This window comes from Actinoplanes awajinensis subsp. mycoplanecinus, from assembly GCF_001509495.1.
GTDB lineage: Bacteria > Actinomycetota > Actinomycetes > Mycobacteriales > Micromonosporaceae > Actinoplanes > Actinoplanes palleronii.
This window is the reverse complement of the sequence record NZ_LLZH01000030.1, coordinates 1-20,070: the sequence shown is the minus strand read 5'-3', so window position 1 is coordinate 20,070 and position 20,070 is coordinate 1. Positions and strand designations below refer to the sequence as shown.

18 protein-coding genes and 1 pseudogene are annotated in these 20,070 nt (G+C 71.6%); 7 read left to right on the top strand and 12 right to left on the bottom strand.

Translation table 11 applies throughout. The features are described from left to right. Positions 1-200: pseudogene (locus tag ADL15_RS52725) on the bottom strand (hypothetical protein); the annotation flags it as partial. A 34-nt stretch (positions 201-234) separates the two neighbouring features. On the opposite strand from ADL15_RS52725, the gene ADL15_RS07560 reads away from it, so the two are divergent. After that, positions 235-1,194 (top strand): LysR family transcriptional regulator, encoded by a 960-nt coding sequence (locus ADL15_RS07560; protein ID WP_067686131.1) that lies wholly within the window; start codon positions 235-237, stop codon positions 1,192-1,194. On the opposite strand, the gene ADL15_RS07555 is transcribed toward ADL15_RS07560, so the two are convergent. The 5 genes from ADL15_RS07555 to ADL15_RS07535 all read right to left on the bottom strand — a co-directional run bounded on the left by ADL15_RS07555 (position 1,146) and on the right by ADL15_RS07535 (position 5,555). After that, the gene (locus ADL15_RS07555; RefSeq protein ID WP_067686128.1) at positions 1,146-1,463 is read right to left on the bottom strand and encodes a DUF3349 domain-containing protein; all 318 of its coding nucleotides are present in this window, start codon (positions 1,461-1,463) and stop codon (positions 1,146-1,148) included. The genes ADL15_RS07560 and ADL15_RS07555 overlap by 49 nt on opposite strands. 12 nt (positions 1,464-1,475) lie before the next feature. Continuing rightward, positions 1,476-1,790, bottom strand: coding sequence for a hypothetical protein (locus tag ADL15_RS07550; protein ID WP_067686138.1), 315 nt, complete (start codon positions 1,788-1,790; stop codon positions 1,476-1,478). A gap of 17 nt (positions 1,791-1,807) precedes the next feature. Continuing rightward, positions 1,808-3,028, bottom strand: coding sequence for an inorganic phosphate transporter (locus tag ADL15_RS07545; protein WP_067686126.1), 1,221 nt, complete (start codon positions 3,026-3,028; stop codon positions 1,808-1,810). Positions 3,029-3,116: 88 nt separating this feature from the next. Next, on the bottom strand, positions 3,117-3,947 hold the full coding sequence (locus ADL15_RS07540) for a rhamnogalacturonan acetylesterase (RefSeq protein WP_067686124.1): 831 nt from the start codon (positions 3,945-3,947) through the stop codon (positions 3,117-3,119). Between the two features lie 57 nt (positions 3,948-4,004). Next, positions 4,005-5,555, bottom strand: a complete 1,551-nt coding sequence (locus tag ADL15_RS07535; RefSeq protein ID WP_067686122.1) for a serine hydrolase domain-containing protein — start codon at positions 5,553-5,555, stop codon at positions 4,005-4,007. Positions 5,556-5,650: 95 nt separating this feature from the next. Here ADL15_RS07535 and ADL15_RS07530 point away from each other — a divergent pair, with 95 nt between their 5' ends. The 6 genes from ADL15_RS07530 to ADL15_RS07505 all read left to right on the top strand — a co-directional run bounded on the left by ADL15_RS07530 (position 5,651) and on the right by ADL15_RS07505 (position 9,988). Then, positions 5,651-6,874, top strand: a complete 1,224-nt coding sequence (locus ADL15_RS07530; protein ID WP_067686120.1) for a low temperature requirement protein A — start codon at positions 5,651-5,653, stop codon at positions 6,872-6,874. 194 nt (positions 6,875-7,068) lie between these two features. Next, positions 7,069-7,773, top strand: a complete 705-nt coding sequence (locus tag ADL15_RS07525) for a DivIVA domain-containing protein (RefSeq protein WP_067686118.1) — start codon at positions 7,069-7,071, stop codon at positions 7,771-7,773. Between the two features lie 149 nt (positions 7,774-7,922). Beyond that, positions 7,923-8,267: a YbaB/EbfC family nucleoid-associated protein gene (locus ADL15_RS07520; RefSeq protein WP_067686116.1), complete on the top strand. Its 345-nt coding sequence runs from the start codon at positions 7,923-7,925 to the stop codon at positions 8,265-8,267. Beyond that, positions 8,261-8,623: a hypothetical protein gene (locus ADL15_RS07515; RefSeq protein ID WP_067686115.1), complete on the top strand. Its 363-nt coding sequence runs from the start codon at positions 8,261-8,263 to the stop codon at positions 8,621-8,623. The genes ADL15_RS07520 and ADL15_RS07515 overlap by 7 nt, the downstream gene beginning before the upstream one ends. Before the next feature lie 4 nt (positions 8,624-8,627). After that, a complete protein-coding gene (locus ADL15_RS07510; RefSeq protein ID WP_067686113.1) occupies positions 8,628-9,611 on the top strand; it encodes a WXG100-like domain-containing protein in 984 nt (327 codons plus the stop codon). Between the two features lie 86 nt (positions 9,612-9,697). Beyond that, positions 9,698-9,988 carry a hypothetical protein gene (locus ADL15_RS07505; protein ID WP_067686111.1) on the top strand — a complete coding sequence of 97 codons (291 nt, stop codon included), beginning with the start codon at positions 9,698-9,700 and terminating at the stop codon, positions 9,986-9,988. A gap of 45 nt (positions 9,989-10,033) precedes the next feature. On the opposite strand, the gene ADL15_RS07500 is transcribed toward ADL15_RS07505, so the two are convergent. The 6 genes from ADL15_RS07500 to ADL15_RS07475 all read right to left on the bottom strand — a co-directional run bounded on the left by ADL15_RS07500 (position 10,034) and on the right by ADL15_RS07475 (position 19,816). Further along, positions 10,034-10,672: a DUF3455 domain-containing protein gene (locus ADL15_RS07500; RefSeq protein ID WP_067686107.1), complete on the bottom strand. Its 639-nt coding sequence runs from the start codon at positions 10,670-10,672 to the stop codon at positions 10,034-10,036. 211 nt (positions 10,673-10,883) lie between these two features. Then, the gene (locus ADL15_RS07495; protein WP_067686105.1) at positions 10,884-13,928 is read right to left on the bottom strand and encodes a glycoside hydrolase; all 3,045 of its coding nucleotides are present in this window, start codon (positions 13,926-13,928) and stop codon (positions 10,884-10,886) included. Positions 13,929-14,025: 97 nt separating this feature from the next. After that, entirely contained in the window at positions 14,026-16,779 is a 2,754-nt protein-coding gene (locus ADL15_RS07490; protein WP_157441219.1) for an exo-rhamnogalacturonan lyase family protein, read from the bottom strand. 33 nt (positions 16,780-16,812) lie between these two features. After that, positions 16,813-17,649, bottom strand: coding sequence for a carbohydrate ABC transporter permease (locus ADL15_RS07485; protein WP_067686098.1), 837 nt, complete (start codon positions 17,647-17,649; stop codon positions 16,813-16,815). After that, positions 17,646-18,542, bottom strand: coding sequence for a carbohydrate ABC transporter permease (locus ADL15_RS07480; RefSeq protein WP_067686096.1), 897 nt, complete (start codon positions 18,540-18,542; stop codon positions 17,646-17,648). Before ADL15_RS07480 ends, ADL15_RS07485 begins: the two co-directional genes overlap by 4 nt. Then, positions 18,539-19,816, bottom strand: coding sequence for an ABC transporter substrate-binding protein (locus ADL15_RS07475; RefSeq protein ID WP_083970986.1), 1,278 nt, complete (start codon positions 19,814-19,816; stop codon positions 18,539-18,541). The genes ADL15_RS07480 and ADL15_RS07475 overlap by 4 nt, the downstream gene beginning before the upstream one ends. Positions 19,817-20,070 lie beyond the last annotated feature (254 nt).

Here is a 20,070-nt window from a genome sequence, read left to right as displayed (position 1 = left end):
ACCACGGACAGCAGCCAGGCGACCAGCGCGAGCGTGTCCAGGCCCGGTACCCGCCACGGCAGGACGGCCGCGGCGGTGGCCAGGATCGCGGTGCCCATCTCGTAGGCGTACCAGTTCGGGGCGGGGCGGAGCGAGGAGCATGTCCCCACCCTCGTCCGGGCCGGGTGCGGCGGGTAGCCGTGACGATCTTGTGGAGTCACAACCGGAGCTTGTGACGGCGTACCGTCACCGGGTGTGACCCTGAGCCCCCGCATGCCGGACCTGGCCGCCCTGGAGATCCTGCTGCTGGTCGCCCGGACCGGGACGCTGAGCGGCGCCGGGCGCGAGTCCGGGCTGACCCAGCAGGCGGTCTCGGCGCGGCTCGCCGCGCTGGAGGCGCGCACCGGCGTCCGGCTGGCCACCCGGACCACCCGCGGCACCCGGCTCACCCGGGAGGGCGTGGTGGTGGCGCAGTGGGCGGACCGGTTGATCCGGCTGGCCGAGGAGGTGGACACCGGGCTGGCCACGCTGCGCGAGGACACCCGCACCCGGCTGCGGGTCAGCGCCAGCCTGACCATCGCCGAGCACCTGCTGCCCGGCTGGCTGGTCGGTTGCCGGGCGGCCGCCACCCGGGAGGGCCGCACGCCGCCCGACGTGGTGCTCACCGCGGTCAACAGCGATCAGGTGCTCGAGCGGGTGCTGGCCGGCGCCGCGGATCTGGGGTTCATCGAGGGGCCGACGGTGCCGGCCGGGGTGCGCAGCCGGGTGGTCGCCCGCGACGAGCTGGTGCTGGTGGTGCCGCCGGAGCACGACTGGGCCCGGCGCTCCGGCGGGGTGACCGTCGCCGAGCTGGCCGCGACCCCGCTGGTGACCCGCGAGCACGGGTCCGGCACCCGGGAGTCCCTGGCGGCGGCGCTGCGCCGGGCGGGATACGAGCCGGCGCCGGCCGCCCTGGAGCTCTCCACCACGGCGGCCGTGCGGGCCGCGGTGCTGGCCGGTGGCGCACCGGCCGTGGTGAGCCGGCTCGCGGTCGAGGACGACCTGCGGTCCGGGCGGCTACGGCACGTGCCGGTGCCCGGGTTCACGCTGCCCCGGGAGCTGCTGGCGGTGTGGACCGGGGTCCGGACGCCACCCGCGGGCGCCGTCCGGACCCTGCTGGGTCACATTCACTCCACCGGCGGATCGGCCAGCGGCCAGCCTCCCGCGGCCAGGTGAGCCGAGACCCGGACCACGTCGGCCGGGGTGGCCTCCTGCAGCAGCCGGTCGTTGATCAGATCCTCGATGTCGGCGCTGGTGATCGGGTCGGCGCCGGGCTGGGCCTGCGTGGCCAGCTCCTGGGCGATCTTGCGGATCTCGTCCTCGGTGAGCTTGCGGCGCAGCAGGCCGAGCAGGGCGACGTAGTCCTGCCGCGGCACACCCTCCGGATAGCCGGCGCGCAGCCACCCCACGGCGCGGGTGACGAAGTTGGAGCGTTGCTCACTCATGATCGCTCCCGGTCAGTGCTTGTCGACGATGGTCGGGTAGACGTGCTCGAAGCTGAGCGCCTTGCCGAAGCCGGTGGCCACGATGAACGTGATGCCGAGCACCACGCCGATCAGGACCACGGCGAAGCAGGCGTAGCCGCCGACGGTGCCGATCGGGTTCGCCTTCGGGCCGGACGTGCCGGCCGCGTGCACCTCGGCCTCACCGCCCGCGCCGTAGGCGAGCGAGCGGATGCCGAGGGCGAACAGGGCCGGCAGACCGGCGCCCAGGATCACGCTGGCGAGCAGCACCTTCCAGGCGCCTTCCAGGGCCAGGCTGAAGTTGTTCATGTCGTCGTCCCGTCCCGTCAGCTCGCCGCGCCGGCGGTGGCCTTCGGCGCGGCGGCCGGGGCGTCCCACTCGTCGTTGACGTTGTTGTGGTCGATCGGTTCGCGCCGCGAGCGCAGGTACATGTACGTGGCCAGGGCCACCAGGACCGCGAAGATGGTCAGCGCGCCGCCGAGGCCGCCGATCACGTCGCCGAGGTACCACATGATCGCCCCGACCAGGCCGGCCGCGGGCAGGGTGATCAGCCAGGCGGAGACCATCCGGCCGGCCACCGCCCAGCGCACCGTCGCACCCGGCTTGCCGACGCCGCTGCCCAGGATCGAGCCGGTCGCCACGTGCGTGGTGGAGAGCGCGAAACCGAGGTGGCTGGAGGAGAGGATGACCGCGGCGGACGCCGCCTCGGCCGCCATGCCCTGCGGCGGGGCGATCTCGACGAGGCCCTTGCCCAGCGTCCGGATGATCCGCCAGCCGCCCAGGTAGGTGCCGAGCGCGATGGCCAGCGCGCAGGAGAGCTTCACCCAGAGCGGGATGCTCTTGGTGTCGGTCCACTCGCCGGAGGCGATCAGGGCGAGGGTGATCACGCCCATCGTCTTCTGCGCGTCGTTGGTGCCGTGCGCCAGCGAGACCAGCGAGGCGCTGCCGATCTGTCCCCAGCGGAAGCCGTTGTCGGTGAAGCGGGCGGCCACCCCGAGGGTGACCCGGTAGATGATCCAGGTGCCGGCCGCGGCCACCACGCCGGCGATCACCGGCGACATGACCGCGGGCAGCAGCACCTTGCCGACCACGCCGTCCAGCTTGGAGCCGTCGCCGGTCCACTTGACGCCGGCCCAGCCGAGGCCGGCCACCGCCGAGCCGATCAGCCCGCCGAAGAGCGCGTGCGACGAGCTCGACGGCAGGCCGAGCAGCCAGGTCAGCAGGTTCCAGAGGATGCCGCCGACCAGGCCGGCCAGGACGATCAGCAGCAGCGCCTGCCCGCCGTCGGCGAGCAGGTCCGGTTTGGGGGTGCCGTCGCTGTTCTGGATGTTGACCACCGCGTTCGTGACGGTCAGCGCGACCTCGACCGAGAGGAACGCGCCGACCAGGTTCAGCACGGCGGACAGCAGCACAGCCACCTTGGGACGCAGCGCGCCGGTGGCGATCGAGGTCGCCATCGCGTTGGCCGTGTCGTGGAAGCCGTTGGTGAAGTCGAATCCGAGGGCGGTGATGACCACGAGGATGAGGACCACGGTAGTTTCGGTCACAAAGGCAGCGTGTACCCGCCCGGCGACCGTTCCATAGGGCCCTTATGCAGTGTTCCTCCGGCATTCACCCGGAGTTTCAGCTCGCCGCTCAGCTCTCGGCGGGCCGGGTGGCGGGCCAGGTCAGCACGTCGTCCGGGATGTCCGCGCGCAGGGCCCGGCGGTCGCGGCCCGGGATCGTCTGGCCGGCCCGGACGACCAGCCGGGCCACCTCGATCGCGCCGTGCGCCTGGAAGTGCGTGTTGTCGGCGACCCCGGCCGGATAGTTCGGCGAGGCGCCGGCGTCCAGCCACAGGAAGTAGTCCTTGGTGGCCTCCGGGCCGAGCTCACCCCAGAGCGCGAAGGAGAGCGCGGTCAGGTCGATCAGCGGGGTCCGGGTCCGCAGCGCCAGGGTGCGCATCGCGGCCGGGTATTCGCCGTGCGACAGGTACGGCACGCCGTCCGCGGTGAACCGGCGCCGCTCCACCGGGGTGACCAGCACCGGGTGCGCCCGCGCCGCCCGCGCACCGTCCAGGTAGCGGCTGAGGTACTCCTGGAAGGTGCTCCACGGCTCGGTGCCGCGCGCCGGGTCCTCGACCTTCTCGTCGTTGTGGCCGAACGAGATCAGCAGCGTGTCGCCGGGGCGGATGGCGTCCAGGATCAGATCGAGCCGGCCGAGGTCGGCGAAGCTCTTCGAGCTGGCGCCGGAGAGCGCGGCGTTCACCACGGCGATCTCGCGGTGCAGGAAGGCGGGCAGCGCCTGGCCCCAGCCGGCCCGGGGCACGTCGGCGGTGGCGTAGGTGGCGGCGGTCGAGTCCCCGGCGACGAAGACGGTGCGTCGCCGGGGACGGTCGGAGGCGAAGGCGGGGGTGGTGACGCCGAGGACGCCGGCGGTGGCGCCGCCGAGGGATGCGCGCAGGAGGGTTCTCCGGTCGATCGTCATGCCGCCATCAAATCAGCGCGCATCGATCTAGGCAAGCGCTTTCCCTATGGTGAAAGGCTACGGGGTCGGTATCCTGATCGGCAGCTTCAGCGGCGTTCCGGCCCGGGTCGCCGCCACCGCCGGCGCGGCGTCGAGCGGGGTGCGCCGGAACAGTCGCCCGCCGCTGCGGAAGAAGGTGACGGTCCCGTCCGCGCCCCGGACGAAGTCGTCGCGCCCCGGCAGGAGCGTGCCGTCCGGCAGCTGTTCGAGCACCCGGTCCGGGCGGTAGAACACCAGCCACCCGCCCTCCTCGCCGGTCTCCGCCCGGAACTGCAGCTTCCCGGCGTCCGGCACCAGCAGGAAGGCCAGCGATCCGGTCTCGCCGTCGAACCCGATCTGCTCGAACGTGTACCGCCCGGCGTAGGCGGCCAGCTCCGCGGCCGGCAGCGTCCGCGGCGTCGCCGGCAGGTTGTGCACCCCGGCGAACCGGTCCAGCGCCCAGTCCTCGACGAACAGCTCGGCGAGCAGGTCCGGCCCGCTGTCGGCGTTGGTCAGCACGGTGATGGCGAAGTCCCGCTCCGGCACCATCAGGAACCCGGAGTGCTGGCCGGCCCAGTCCCCGCCGTGCTGCACCACCCGCGGGCCCTCCGCGGTCGGCCGCAGCATCCAGGTGATGCCCACCCCGTCCAGCTCCACGAAGAGCGAACCGCCCGGCCCGGGGTGCGACTGCATCAGGCGCAGCGAGCGGGAGCTGAGCAGCCGGCCGCCGTCGCCCAGGTGGAACCGCGCCCAGCGCAGCTGGTCCCGGGCACTGGAGATCAGCCCGCCGGCCGGGTGCAGGCTGCGCGGCACGGTGAACGCCGCCGGGTCGGCGACCAGCTCGCCGTCCGTGGTGAACGTGTGCGACGTGGCCACCCGGGCGCCGGGCAGGTCGTCCAGGTAGAACGCGCTGGAGTCCAGGCGCAGCGGCGCGGTCACCAGGGTGCGGATCGCTTCCTGGTACGGCCGCCGGGTCACCACCTCGATCAGCCGGCCGGCCAGCGACAGCGCCGCGTTGTTGTAGGCGAACGTGGTCCCGGGCGCGGTCAGCTGCGGCAGCCGGGACATCTCGGACACGTACCGGGCGAGCGCGCCGGCGCCCTCGCCGGTGTTCAGCAGGAAGTCGCCGAGCCAGCCGGGGGTGTGCTGCAGCGCCTGCCGGACGGTGACCCGGGCCGAGGCGGCCGCGTCCGCGGTCCGGAAGTCCGGCAGGTAGCTGCGCACGGTGCGGTTCAGGTCGAGCGTGCCGCGCTCGACCAGCCGCATGACCGCGGTGCCGGTGAAGGTCTTGGTGGTGGAGCCGACCCGGAAGACCGTGTCGCCGTCCACCGGCTGCGGGTCGGCGAGGTTCGTCACGCCGTAGCCGCGGACGTAGTCCCGGCCGCGGTGGTGCAGGCCGAGGGCGACTCCGGGGATGCCGTACCTGGCCATCCCGTCTTTGATCTTGGCTTCCAGGTCGGCCAGGGCCGAGGTTTCCCGGTCGGCCAGGGCCGGCCGGGGTGAGGCCAGGGCCGGGTTCGTGGTGAGGGTCGCGGCGCCGGTTGCGGCTGCGGCGACGAGGACGGTACGCCGAGTGACCGATACGGACATCGCCCGACTGTATCCACGCCGGTCACTGTCTCGGCCGGAGCGTTGGGTTCCGGACACTGCGAATCGGGTACCGGTGCCGCGGAAGGGGAGGTGCGATGGCGGACAAGGCCACCGACCAGGCACGACTGGACCGCGAGGACGAGGAGGAGAAGGAGCTCGTCCGGCCGCCGGACGTGAACCGGGACGCCAACCGCTCGGCGACCCGGCTGGAGCTCTTCTTCGACCTGGCCTTCGTGCTGTTCGTCGCGCGCTGCGCCGACCTGCTGGCCGCGGACGAGTCGTGGAGCGGCGGATTCCGGTTCACCGCGATCCTGGTCGCCGGTTGGTGGGCGTGGGCCAGTACCACGCTCTACGCCAACCGGTTCGACACCGACGACGCGATCTTCCGGCTGCTCACCCTGACCGGAATGGGCGGCGTGATCATGATGGCCGCGGCGGCCCAGCAGGCGATCGGCCCGCACGCGGTCTGGTTCGCCATCGGGTACGCGCTGCTGCGGGTGGTGCTGGTGCTCGGCTACCTGCGGGTCTGGCGCACCCTGCCGGAGGCCCGCCCGGGCATCAGGCCGTACCTCTGGGGGCACAGTGCCGGCGCGGCCTGCTGGCTGATCTCGATCGCCGTGCCGGGACCGGCCAGGTATGCCCTCTGGGCCGTCGGTGTCCTGCTCGACCTGCTCGGACCGACCCTGGCGGCCCGGGTCAAGGACGCGCCGCCGCTGCACATGGAGCACCTGCCGGAGCGGTTCGGGCTCTTCGTCATCCTGGTCCTCGGCGAGTCGGTGGCGGCCACCGTGATGGGCCTGCGCGACGGCAAGTGGTCGGCCGAGGTGCTGGTGACCGCGACGTTCGCGTTCCTGGCCGCGGCCGCGCTCTGGTGGTCGTACTTCGACCTGTCCGGCGGGGTGGCCAAGCGCCGTCTGGTCCAGGAGGGTGGTGAGGATTCCCGCCAGGGGGTGCACGACTTCTACGTCTACGCCCACCTGCCGGTCGCGGTGAGCCTCGCGGCGGTGGCGGTCGGGCTGGAGCACGCCATCGCGTACGGCGAGAAGGATCACCTGTCGATCGGCACCCGGGCGGTGCTCGGCGCCGGTCTGGCCGGGTACCTGCTGAGCGCCGCGATCATCCAGGGCGTGCTGTCCGGGAAGTGGAGGGTCGCGCTGGTCTGGCCGGGCCTCGGCGTACCCCTGATCCTGCTGCTCGTCCTGCTCCCCGGCCTGTCACCGTCCGTGCTGGTGGCACTCTGCGCCGCCGTGCTCGTGGCCGGCGTGATCACCGGGGTCACCCAGCACCGGGCCGGTGAAGTCCGGGTTGCCAAGGTCTGAGGACGGGGTGTGCGAACCCGCTGCGACGAGTACTATCCGTGACTCGTGCGCCATGACCCGGGCGTGCGTCTGCTCACAGGAAAGGCTGGTCAGTGGTCCCGGGACCGCATGATCATGCCCATCGGCGGTACCGTGCCGCCGTTGCGTAGGATTTCGGGCCGCACCACGTCCGCCGACGGGAACCGAGGAATGCGATGCCGCTCACTCCAGCAGATATCCACAACGTTGCCTTCAAGAAGCCTCCGATCGGCAAGCGTGGATACGACGAGGAGGAGGTCGACGCGTTCCTCGACGAGGTCGAGCAGGAGCTGATCCGCCTCCTCGAGGAGAACAACGCGCTCCGCAACCAGACGCCGCGCGGCGGCGGCGCCGGGATGGCCTCCAACCCGGCCGCCACCATGGTCCTCACCAACGAGTTCGCCGATCTGACCGGCCAGCTGGAGCGCCTCCAGGAGGCCCGCGCCCGCGCCGAGCAGAACGCCCGCGACATGCAGTCCCAGCTGGAGCGCGCCCGCAGCGCCGTCCCGTCCGGCGCGATGCCGACCGTCGGCGACGACGACCGCAACGCCCGGGTGCTGATGATGGCCCAGCGCACCGCCGACGAGCACATGCGCGACGCGCAGCGCGAGGTCGAGGCGCTGCTGGACGCGGCCCGGGGCAAGGCCGACCAGCTGACCAGCGAGGCGCAGCTGAAGGCCGGCACGATCGAGAGCGACGCGCGCCGCAACCACGCCGAGGCGATGGACAGCCTGGTGGAGAAGCGGGCCGCGCTGCTCGACGAGATCGAGCGGCTCGGTCAGCTCGCGCAGGGCTACCAGCAGGCCCTCACCAACCACGTCACCCAGCAGCTGATGGACCTCACCAGCGGCCCGGACTCGGCCGGCCGCGAGCTGGAGTGACCTCGTAACACCTCGAAGCCCCGCGGATTTTTTGATCCGCGGGGCTTTTCCATTGAACGCGTTCACTCGTTCCGCTGTATTCGGCGGCACAGGGGGTGAGCGCCGCTTCACACGGCGTTCCGATCACGGCCGAGGTGGAGGGGCGCGTCATGCGGGATTTTGCCTTCGAGGGACCGGCGGCCGGCGAGGCGGCGGACGGCCGGGTCCGGGTCGAGCTCGGCGCCGACGGCCGGCTGTCCGACCTGTACCTCGACCCGCGGGTCGCCTACTTGCCGGTGGAGCAGCTGCGCGACGCGCTGGTGGAGGCGTTCACCGCGGCGCAGGACGCGGCCGGGGACCGGACCGGCCCGCCCACCTCCGGATACGGCACGCCGGTCGCCCCGGACCGGCTCAAGGCCGCGCTCGCCGAGGCGTCGGACAGCGCGGAACGCCGGTTCGCCGAGATCTCCACGGCCCTGTCCGACCTGAGCCGCCGATCGGCCCGGCCGTGGTGACCGGGCAGCTGCGCCTCGACCCGGACAGCGTGGCCGCGGCCGGGCGGGACCTGGCCGCGGTGGCGCAGCGGATGGCCGACGACCTGGCGCAGCTGGAGAGCGCGGTCGGTGGCTCCGACCCGTTCGGCGGGGACGAGACCTCGGGTGTGATCGCGGTGGCGTACCGGGCGGTGGCCGGGGTGGCGCTGGACGCCATCGGTTCGTACGCCGAGCAGGTCGGTTTCGCGGCGGCGACGCTGGTCATGGAGGCCCGCGCGGTCGCGGCCGAGGACGCCGAGGCAGCCGCTTCCCTGTACGCCGCGGCGCTGCCCGGCACGTTCTCCGCAGCCACGGCTGCCGGGCGCGGCGGGGTGTAGCGCCGTGACGATCACCCTGCCCGCCGAGCTCACCGACGCGCTGAGCTGGATCGGGCTGGAGTGGCCGGAGGCCGACGAGGACCGGCTCCAGGCCGACGGGCAGGTGTGGATCGACCACGGTACCCGGCTGCGGGCACACGCCGTACGGTCCACCGCGACCGCCCGGCAGGTCTGGCTGGACAACGAGGGCGCCGGCATCGAGGCGTTCGAGCAATGGTGGAACGGCGCCGACGGCCCCGGCCGGCACCTGCAGGAGGCGGCCACCGCGGCCGAGCTGATCGGTGGCGCGCTGATCGCCATGGCCGGCGTGACGCTCGGCCTGAAGGTCGCGTTCATCGCCCAGCTCGGCGCGCTGGCCTTCGAGGTCGGCCAGGCGATCGCGACGGCCCCGGTCACCGCCGGGGCGACCCTCGCCGAGATCCCGGTCTGGGTCGGGCTCACCCGGACCGCCTGCCGCAAGCTGCTCCACGAGGCGATGGCGCTGATCGAGCGGGAGATCGCGGTGCTGCTCCGCAACGCCGCGAAGCTGATGGAGAAGGCCGGCGCGAAACAGCTCGCCGAGAAGACGGTCAGCGGCAGTGAGCGGACCGCGTTCAAGGGCCTGATGCACGAGGTGGAGAACGCCGACGTGCGCAGCCCGCTCAACGGGGCGCACTTCTACTCCGGCCGGCAGCCCAACGACGAGAAGATGCGGACGTTCGCCGAGAAGCAGGCCGACGGGTTCGGTGCGGTGACGCTGGAGATGACGCCGGGCGGCCGGCGCTTCGACGACAAGCGCCTCTTCGAGGGCGGGTCGCCGGTCAGTCAGGAGCAGGCCGTCGACGTGTGGCGGCGGCTGTCCCAGCGGTACGCGCAGGATGCCTCGGGGGAGGCCACCGCGTGGACGCACCAGGCCTGGTCCGGAAGTCTCTGGAACACTGCGGAGAAGCCCGCGTTGCTCACCAATCCGGGCATCACGAAGCTCAACGAGATCGATCCGTTCTCGTGAGACGGCGGCTGGCCCTCAGGGGTGCCTCAGAGTGCCGGAGGCACCCCTGAGGACCAGCCGAGGGCCCTGGCTGGAGAGGTCTCGGCATGACGGTGCGCTCGTTGTTGTCGCAGAAGGCGTTGCACGTGGAGAGCGGGGTGACGCTGTCCAGCGCGGGCCGCGAGGACATGGCGCTCGAGCTCGGCGGGCACGTGCTGATGATCGCGGTGGACCGTGGGCAGCACCGGATGCGGTTCACCCTGCCGGCCGCGCCGCGCTGGGACGACACCGGGGAGGCGCTGCCGCCCGAGGTGGCCGGCGAGCTGCGGGCGATCATCACCGAGATCGCGGTGTTCTGGGAGCAGCAGCCGGAGTTCGAGGTCGTCGAACCCGGGTGAGACGACCGGCCCGGCGGCGGACCGCCGGGCCGGTGCAGCCGTGGATCAGGCAGCCGGGGCGGCCGGGGCGTCCCAGAACACGTAGAGCGCCTTGTAGGGCACCTTCACGACCTGGCCGGCGGTGCACGCCGTGGTCGGGGCGACGCCACCGGAGGTGTAGAGCCGGTTGATGTAGTCCGCCTTGGTCAGCACGCCTTTGCCGGTGTGCGTGGCGACCTTGAGCAGCAGCTCCGGGATGGTGCCGGTGCGCGGCGAGGCCTCGACCTTGGTCGCGGTCACCAGCGACTTGTCGCGAGTGGACTGCCAGCTCGGCCCGGCGAAGTGATGGATCCGCCCGCCGGTGCCGAGCAGCTGCGCCTCCGGCGTCGAGGCGCCGGTGAACGCGCCGCTGGTGGCGCCGGCCGGCACCACGCAGGTGTAGTCCTGGGTGCCGCTGGTGACCAGGTAGGCGCCGACCGGGCGGGAGCCGGCCGGCGGCTGGATCAGCGACGGGATGGCCGAGGTGGCCGGTGCGACGGCGTTCGCCGGGGTGATCGGCGCGGCGGCGGCCGGTGCTACGGGTGCCGCCGGGGTGGTCTCGGCGGCTGAGGCGTTGAACGAGACGGCGCCGATGGTGGCGGCGGCCGCGGCCAGGCTGCCGGTCAGTGCGATCGCACGGATCCGGGCACGCTTGGTACGGAACATGAATCCCCCTGCAAAAAAGTGTCGGCGAGCCCCCTGCCCGCCTTCACGATTCACGGAGAGATGTCCACAACGGATCAAGATCATCGTGAATTTCGGCTTTTTGTACGGCGTGGGTTCATCGATCGTTCACACCCGACGATGATCCGGCGAACCCGGCAGCGTGACGGCCGACCGGCCCGGCCCGGCATGGCACCGGGCCGGACCAGGCGGTTCAGTGCCGCCGGACCACCTCGACGCGGTACGTCCGCACGGTGACGCCGTCCTCGGCGGTGACCGTCACGACCCGGGTGGCGCCGGAGCGGGTCACCCGGACCGTCGCGTACGGGTCGGCCGCCGTCGCGGTGACCGTGACCCGCTCGGGGTGCGCGGCCACCACCCGGTAGGACGTCGTGGCCGGGTCGAACCCGCGCACCGGCACCCCGCCGACCCGGATCCCGGCCGCTGACGCGTCGGTGCCCACGCCCGGTGCCTTCGCGAGCACCTGCACCTCGGCGACGGTCAGGTACCCGTTCGGCACGGCGGTCAGCACCAGGCACACCGGCCCGGTCACCCCGTCCGGCACGGGCACGTCGACGGCGAGGGGGCTGTCCACGCCGACCGGCACCACCGGACCGGTCACCGCACACGCCCCGGCCGGGTCCGGCACCCCGGCCCGCACGCTCTGCGGCAGCCCGCCACCGGACGCGTTGTCCCGGTAGAAGTGCACGGTCAGCCGGGACGGCGAGGTGCCGGCCGGCGGCGTCACGGTGAACGTGTCGGTGGCGTTGCGGTCCGCGGACTTCCAGTTCGACCAGGCCTTGTCGGTGGTGTCGCCGTTGGTCAGCCCGGCGGTGGAGTAGCCGGGCTCGGTGTAACTCGCGGCGACGGTCACCCCGGTGGTGAGCGGGGCGTCGACCGGCGGGGTGACCTGCACCCGTACCGAAGCGGGCAGGTTCTGACCCGCAACCACCTGGGCGGAACCGCCCACGGTGACCACCCCGGTCTGCGGGAAGTCTGCGGGGTTCCAGGTGACCGGGACGTCAGCCCGGCCGCCGTGCTCGCCGAGCGCGATCACGGTCGGCGGCAGGACCGGCTGCCCGCCCGGGTACGTCTTGGCCCGTCCCGGCAGCGTCGAGGTGAACACGTCCACGGTCACCCGGGCGCGCGCCCGGTGGGTGCGGCCCAGCACGTCGGTGGCGGTGCCGGTCACGGTGACCACGCCGGGGTGCCGCCAGGTGCGCGCCGCGGGCAGGTTCCAGACCACCGGGAGCGCGTGCGTCCCGTCGGTGACCGTGGCCGGCAGGGTCGGCGCGCGGCCCGGCACGGTGTAGGCGGTCGCGTCGGTGAGCGTCCCGACGGTCTCGTCGACGACCGTCCAGCGCTGGTTGCCGCCCGAGGTCGGCCGGTAGAGCCCGACCCCGGCGCCGTCCGCGGTGGAGCCGCCGTTCACGTCGAGCAGCGCGCGGGCGTCCGCGCTGATCAGCGTGTACGTCCCGTCGCCGGTGGTGGACACCCGCCACAGCGAGCCGGTGTCGTTGAGCACCGGCGTGCCGTCCCGCACCGCCAGCCGCTGCCCGGTGCCCGCGTTGGTCACCCGGTACGCGTCCCCGGCCGCCTCGAACGTCCAGAGCTGATCAGCGGCGGTGGCGTCGTTCGCGCGAATGGTGATTCCGGGAGCGAGCGACTTCCCGCTGGCCACCCCCTGCAGACGGTAGGTGTTGCCGGGCGCCAGATGCGGAACCGCGACTCCGGAGACGCCGTCGACCAGGAACGTGGTGACCGATTGCGCCGGCACCGCGAGCACCGCCCGCTTGCCGGACACCCGCACCGGCGAGCCCGGGACGAGCTTGCCGTCCGCGCTGGTCACCACCGGGGTGACGGTGGCGCCGCGGCGGATCGTGGCGAACTTCGACAGGTCCAGGGTGACCGTCTCGGCGGTGGTGGCCGGGTTGACGTGCACCACCGTGGCCCCGGTCGCGGTCACCGCGGCCAGGCTGCGGGTGTCGGACACCTTGACGAAGTGGTCACCGGGCTTCACGAAGTGGGTGAAGTTGCGAATCGTGTCGTACTTGGTGTTGGTCCTGATCGGGCAGGTGGCCAGGGTGTCGGTGGCCTGGCAGTCGAACGGGACGTGGATCGATCCCCACTGGAGGTTCCCCTCGGCCTGCATGTTCTTGGCGTCCTCGATCGGCTGCCAGAGCACCCACGCGGACGGCTCCAGCTCGCGGATGTCGTCGACGATCCGCTGCGCCATCCCGAGCCCGGAGTTCATGCTGGTGTAGTCGTTGCCCCAGCTGCCCTCGACCTCGCTCATCCAGAGCGGTGTCTGCGCGGCCTTGGCGATGTCCCGCACGCTGGTGCGCTGACCGGTGCCGTAGGTGTGCACGTTGAGCCGGTCGACGGCGGCGCGGGCCTCGTCGGTCCACCCGTAGTAGTCGGTGACCATGGTGCCCGGGTTGGTCTCGTCCGGCGCCGCGATCTTCCGGTCCGGCGCGACCCGGGCCAGCGCGGAGATCACCGCAGCCTGCAGCGCCGGGCCGGCGTGCGCGCCCTCCTGGCGGCCGCCGGTCGGCTGCCCGTCCGCGCCCAGCGTGGTGCCCCAGTAGTTGGTGTTCGGCTCGTTGAGCGGTTCGATCGTGTCGAACGTGATGCCGTGCGCCTGCTCCAGGTGCGTGGTGACCGTCGCGAGGTACTGCGCGAACTGGTCGACCTTGTCGGCCCGGATCTGCTCGGTGGTGGCGCTGAAGCCGCCGCTGACGTAGCCGCTGACGGTCTGGAACCAGGGCGGCGAGTTGCTGAACGCCTCCCAGTGCGTGACCTTGTCCTTGATCTGGTCGATCCACCAGCGCTGGCTCGGGTCGGCGTCGAGGTCCCAGTCGGCGTCGTCGGCCGGATCCCACCAGTCCTTGTCGGCCGGTGTGTACTGCCGGTCCGCCTTCCAGAACCCGGGCACCGCGCCGCCCGGCCGCAGGTAGTCGCGCACCGTCGGCGCGTTGCCGCCGCCGATGTTGAAGCGGGCGATGTTCAGGTTCAGCCCGTCGGCCCCGAAGACCAGGTCGGCCAGGCGTTGCCGGATCGGGTCCGGGTAGTCGCCGGTGGCCTCGGCCATCCAGGCCAGGCTGGTGCCCCAGCCCTGCCACGCGGCGCCCTGATAGGACGGATCAGGGATGACGGTGGTCGAGACCGCGGTTTCGGGAGCGGCCGCGGCCGCTTGCGGGACAGCCGTGGGTACGACGGTGAGCAGTGCCGTGGCCAGCCCGGACAGCAGGATCCTCATGCGTGACCCCTCATGTTTACGTTAACATCGGTGGTCGCAACAGTCTCGACATGTGCCGTTATCAATGTCAAGAGCCGTTGTGCCGGGTGCTTCGTGGTCAGGAGCTCAGCTGGTCCCCGATCAGGGCGAGGTTCTGGATCGCGGCCAGGCCGTACAGCGCGGTGGTGTTGGTGTCCACCCAGGACGCCTCGTCGACCGGGTTGAGCACCTCGGGGCCTTCCAGGTGGGTGGTCCGCCACGGTGACGCGTCGGTGTAGCCGTCGGTGCCGGTGAACTCCTTCCAGGCCCGTGCGGCCAGCGCGGCGTCACCCAGCCGGACCGCCGCGTACGCGGTCAGCCGGGAGTGGCCCTGCTTGAGGATCAGGTTGCCGAAGTCGGCGCCGGTCTCGGCGGCCTGCTCGGCCTTCGTCGCGTTGAACAGCCGGCAGTACTGCAGCCAGGCCTGCTCGAAACCGGGCACGTCGACCAGCCCGATCAGCTCGGCGCAGATCTCCACCTGGCCGAACATCGCGCTCAGGTGCGACACGCTGACCGTCTTCGCGGCGACCGCGAACTCCGCGGTGTCCAGGTCGTAGAGCCCGCTGCCGGTGACGAAGCCGTTCGGCATCCGGGCGATCGTGCGCATCGTGGCCAGCAGCTTCTTCTCCGCGATGCCCGCCTTCGGGCCGCGCCGCTCCCACTCGGTGAGCCAGGCCGCGGCCAGCCCGCTCCAGTCGGTGCCCAGCCCGATCGAGAGCGCGTGCGGATCCGGCGTGTACGGCTCGGTCCGGATCTTGCGGAGCGGGTCGAGCGCCAGGAACGTCTGGTCCGAGTCGACGAGTTCGCGCATCAGGTCGCCGCACCGCTCGTCGGCGGTCAGGAAGTAGTAGATCCGCCGGTACGCCGCCGTGCTGATCCGCTGCTGCTTGGCGCTGTCCGCCCAGTGCAGCACGCCGTGCCGGGTGCCGAGGCCGGCCCACTTGCCCAGGTGGTAGACGTCGACCTCGCCGGTGTGCCGGGTCATCGCCTCGGCGAACCGGAAGATGTCGGCGCGGCCGGAGCGCAGATAGGCGAGCCACAGCCACAGGTCCGGGGACAGCTCCGAGTTGTCCCAGGCGTACCCGCCGACGTCGTAGCGCCAGACGTGCCGGTCGGGGTCCGGGGTGTGCATGATGTCGCCGTAGTTCCAGAAGCCGTACCAGTGCCGCTGCTCGCGCTGGTTGCGGTAGTAGTCGAAGAGGAAGTCCAGCCGGTCCTCGATGGTGGCGCGGGCCGGGGTGGACCGGTCGACCGGCGCGAAGAGGCCGCCGAACGCTCCGCTCGCGGCCAGGTGCGCGGGCGGGGCGGCGATCTGCGGCGGGGTGGACACCGTGCGGGCCAGGGCGGCCAGCTCGGCGGCCGGCGGGGTGGCCGCGAGGGCCCAGAACGTCAGCTCGGTGGTGCGGGCGATGCCGTACGGGGTGCCGAACCCCGGCTCGTAGTCCTCGTAGGTGATGTTGAGGCCCTCGAGCTGTTCCGGGTACGTGTCCTGGCCCAGGCCGTCGTGGTAGAACCGGGTGTCCATCGGGCCGGCCTCCGGCGACCACATCCACACGGTGGCCTCCGCCTCGTCGGTCGCCGCGCCCCGGATGTCCAGCTGGGACGGGTGCCGCTGCCAGAAGTCCCGCATGCCGAAGCCGAGGCCGCCGGTCACCCCGCCGACGTATCCGAAGCCACGGGACCGCTGGCCCGCGTCCGCGCCTACCCACCCGTACCCCTGCTTGGTCCTTTTCTTGATCGTGAAGCCCTCCGAGCTGGCCTGGCTGAGGGTGTAGTCGCTCCACGTGGGGATCAACTCGAGCCGGGTGGTGACCCGCTGGTCCCAGGTGGCCGGGTCGGGCAGTTTCGTGCCGGCCACCTGCGCGGTCCGCACGTTGGCGCCCGGGTCGCGGCGCAGCCCGGTGATCCCGCGGATCGCCTCGCGCAGCAGCCCGTCGCCGTCACCGGAGAGCCGGACGTGCCGGTCGTAGAGCGCGTCGCGCATCGGCACGCCGACCCGCACGCCGAGGCCGGCGATGAACTCGTCCTGACCGTTGGTGTCCAGCACGAACGTGTGCACCATCCGGACGTGCTCGGCCCCGGAGTAGAGGTAGAGCCGCACGGTGAACGGCAGCCACGACGTGCCGCGCCGCTTGTGCGTCCCGTCGATGCGGACCACCGCGCGCACCGGGCCGCGCTGTTCCACAGTGACCGAGGTGATCGCGCTGGTCAGCGGCTCGCTCGCGGAGCGGAAGTCCTCGATCTTGCGCTGGCGCAGGCTGACCAGGTGCAGGTTGCGGGCGATCTCGACGCTGCCGCGGAGGATCGAGCTGATCAGGGCGGTGCCGCGCTTCTCGACGGCCACCTTGATCACGCCGGTGTTGATCGTGACGCGGTCCCGGGTCTCGGTGACCAGCACCGGCGGGGTCTTGCCCGGGCTCTGCTGCCCGCGGGTCAGCGTGTAGGTCTCGGCGAGCGGGGCGTCGGCCGGGATGGCGTGCGCGCTCCACTTCAGCGTGCCGTCCGGCCAGTAGGCGATCGGCCAGGTCTGCACCGGGACGTCCGCGCCGCCGGCGGCGTCACCGCTCACTCCGGCGGTCAGCGTGAAGCTCTCGGTGGGGACGAGGGCGCCCTGCGGCCAGGGGACGCCCCAGGTGTTGCCGACGCCGGCCGCGGGTGTGCCCTCGAGCCAGCGCAGGGTCACGGTCTCCGGGGCTGCTGCCCTTTCCTTTGGTACGGCGGGAGTCGCGGTCGCCGGTTCGCCGCCGGGCAGCTGGGCGAAGGGCAGGACCGCTCCGCCGGCGGCGACACCGCGGACGAAGGTGCGGCGCGAGACATGCGGCATTTCCGACATTTCGGTCTCCGTGGGGATGGGGGCGGGGACTGGTCAGCCCTTCAGGCCGGACGTGGCGAAGCCTTCGACCAGCAGGCGCTGGAACGCCGCGAAGAAGAGCAGGATCGGCACCAGGGCGAGCGCGGAGAGCGCGAGCATCGGCCCGTACTGCGACGAGTCGGTGGTGTCGATGAACAGCCGCAGGGCCAGCGGCAGCGTGTACTTCTCCGGGCTGGACAGGTAGATCAGCTGGGTGAGGAAGTCGTTCCAGGTCCAGATGAACGTGAAGATCGCGGTGGTGATCACGGCCGGCCGGATCAGCGGCAGGATCACCGCCGAGAAGATCCGGATCGAGCCGCAGCCGTCCAGCCGGGCCGCCTCGTCCAGCTCGCGCGGGATGTTCCGCATGAACTGGACCATCAGGAACACGAAGAACGCGTCGGTGGCGAGCAGCTTCGGCAGGATCATCGGCCAGAACGTGTCCACCATGCCGAGCTGCTGGAAGATCGTGTACTGCGGGATCAGCACGGCGTGGGTGGGCAGCATGATGGTGGCGAGCATGAAACCGAACAGCGGGGCGCGCATCCGGAACCGCAGGCGGGCGAAGGCGTACCCGGCCAGCGAGCAGCTCAGGATGTTGGCCGCCGCGCAGCCACCGGAGACCAGGATCGAGTTGACGAAGAACCGCCAGATCGGCACCCCGCCCAGCCCGTCGGCCAGGGCCGCGTAGTTGTCCAGGATGACCTGCTTGGGCAGCAGCGCCAGGCTCTGCAGGATCTCGCTGGACGGTTTGAACGACGCGGCGGCCAGCCAGACGATCGGGTAGAGCAGCGGGACGAGCAGCGTCAGCACCAGCAGGTGCCAGCCGACGCGGCGGAGTGCGGGGTTCACGCGTCGCCCCCGTAGAACACCCAGCGCCGCGACGAGCGGAAGAGCAGCGCGGTGATCGTGGCGACGGCGACCAGCAGCAGCCACGCCATCGCGGAGGCGTAGCCCATTTTGAACTCCACGAAGCCCTTCTCGTACAGATAAAGGGTGTAAAAAAGGGTTGAGTCGCTCGGACCGCCGGTGCCGTTGCTGATCACATAGGCGCCGGTGAATACCTGGAACGCGCGGATCGTGTCGAGCACCAGGTTGAAGAAGATCACCGGCGAGAGCATCGGCAGCGTGATCGAGACGAACGTGCGCCACCGGCCGGCGCCGTCCACCGCGACCGCGTCGTAGTACTCCTGCGGGATCTGCTGCAGCCCGGCCAGGAAGATCACCATCGGCGCGCCGAACTGCCAGACCGCGAGCAGCACCAGGGCCAGCAGTGCCCGGTTCGGCTGACCGACCCAGTCGTGGAAGATCACCCGCCAGACCACCGCGACGCTGACACTCGCGCCGAGCAGCGACGGCGCGTAGAACGCCGACCGGTACGTGCCCTGCGCCCGGCTCCGCCGGTTGATCAGCATGGCCACGCCGAGCGCCGCGGCCAGCTGCACCGGCACCGAGATGACCACGAACTTGGTGGTTGCCCACACCGAGTTCCAGAAGTGCGGGTCGTTGGTCAGGATCCGGAGGTAGTTGTCCAGCCCGGTCCACTCCGGCGAGGTGAACAGGTCGTAGTCGGTGAACGACAGGTACAGCGAGGCGGCCATCGGGCCGAGGGTCAGCAGCAGCGCGCCGACGATCCAGGGGGACAGGAAGAGATAGGCGACCGAGGGTCGCTCACCGTAGCGCCGCTTGCGGTCCGCGGTCCGAGTCTTCGGTACGCGGGGTGGGCGGTCGAGCACCGTGGTCATGCCCCGAGCGCCTGCTGGATCTCGCTCATCAGCCGGGGAGCGGCCTTCTCCGGCGTGGCCGTGCCGTTCATGACGTCGTCGTAGATCCGCTGGAACTGGGTCTTCACCACGCCCGCGCCCTTCGGCGGCGGCGGGGGAGCGGGCAGCAGCTTCGGGCTGACCAGGGCCTCGTAGTCGGCGACCATCTTCCACTCGTCCTTGAGCGTCCCGGACAGCGTCTGGCGGATCTTCAGGTTGGGCGGGAGTCCCCGGCTCATCCCGAGCAGCGCGCCGGCCTCCGGGTCGTTGAGGAAGAAGTCCGCGAAGGTCAGCGCGGCGTCCTGGTTCTTCGTCCGCTGCGCGATGCTGAGCATCATCGGCGGCTGGGTGAACTGGCCGAGGCTGGTGCCGGCGGTCGGGAACGCGGAGAGCTTGAACTCCGAGCCGTACGTCTCCCACGAGGTCATCCCGACCGTCGAGTCCGGGCAGAACTCGGCAGTGGACTCCTTGCGCGGGAACGGGGTGTTCGTGGTGTTGCTGGTGACCGCGGGCGGGGTGAGCGCCTTGGCGTTCTTGAAGTCGACGGCCATCTGCCACCAGCGGACCACCTCGGCCTCGGTGTACCCGAGCTTGCCGTCCGCGGTGTAGAGGTCCTTGCCCTGCTGGCGCAGCCAGTCGCCGAACCAGTCCTCGATGCCGAACGGGTCGCTGAGCCCGCTGACCTTCGGGCCGAACTTCGCGGAGACCTTCGCGCTCGCGTCGCGCAGGTCGTCCCACGTCCAGCCGTCGGCGGGCAGTTTCGCGCCGGCCTCGGTCCAGCGCGCGGCGTCGTACTGCAGCACGTGGGTGGTCTGGCCCATCGGCAGCCCGTACGTCTTGTCGCCGATGTTGCCGGAGGTGAACAGCTTCTGCTCCAGGTCGGCGGTCTGCACCTTCGAGCCGATGTGCGGGGTGAGGTCGAGCAGGGTGTTGCGCTCGGCGTACTCGCGGACGTAGCGCTCGCTCATCTGCAGCACGTCCGGGGCGTTGCCACCGCTCATCTCGGTGGCCAGCTTCTGGAAGTACGGGTCGAACGCCGCGTACGTGGTCTTGATGGTGATGTCCGGGTGCTTGGTGTGGAACAGGTCCACCACCTTCTGCGTGACCTTGGCCCGTTCCTCGCTGCCCCACCAGGCGAAGCGCAGCGTCTTACCGTCGTCCCCGGAGTCGCCGCACCCGGTGGCCGCCGCGCCCGTCCCGGCGAGGGCGAGCCCGGCCAGACCGCCCCGGAGAAGTGTTCGCCTGCTGACCGCCATGACGCCTCCCGTGCTTTATAACGTTTCAAGACATGAGGGTGCAACGCCGCCGGTGGGTGTTGTCCGGGGCTATGTAAATCAGTGATTTTCAATGCGTTGACGCAGCATTGCACGGGCGTCAATCGTCAGTCAACGATGAAATGAAACGTTCTTAGCACGGGGAATGCGGTTTCCTGCACGGCCCGATGATGTCAGTGCCCGAGGGGCCGCCAGGGGTGTCTCCAGCCTGGCGAGACACCCCTGGCAGCCAGCCA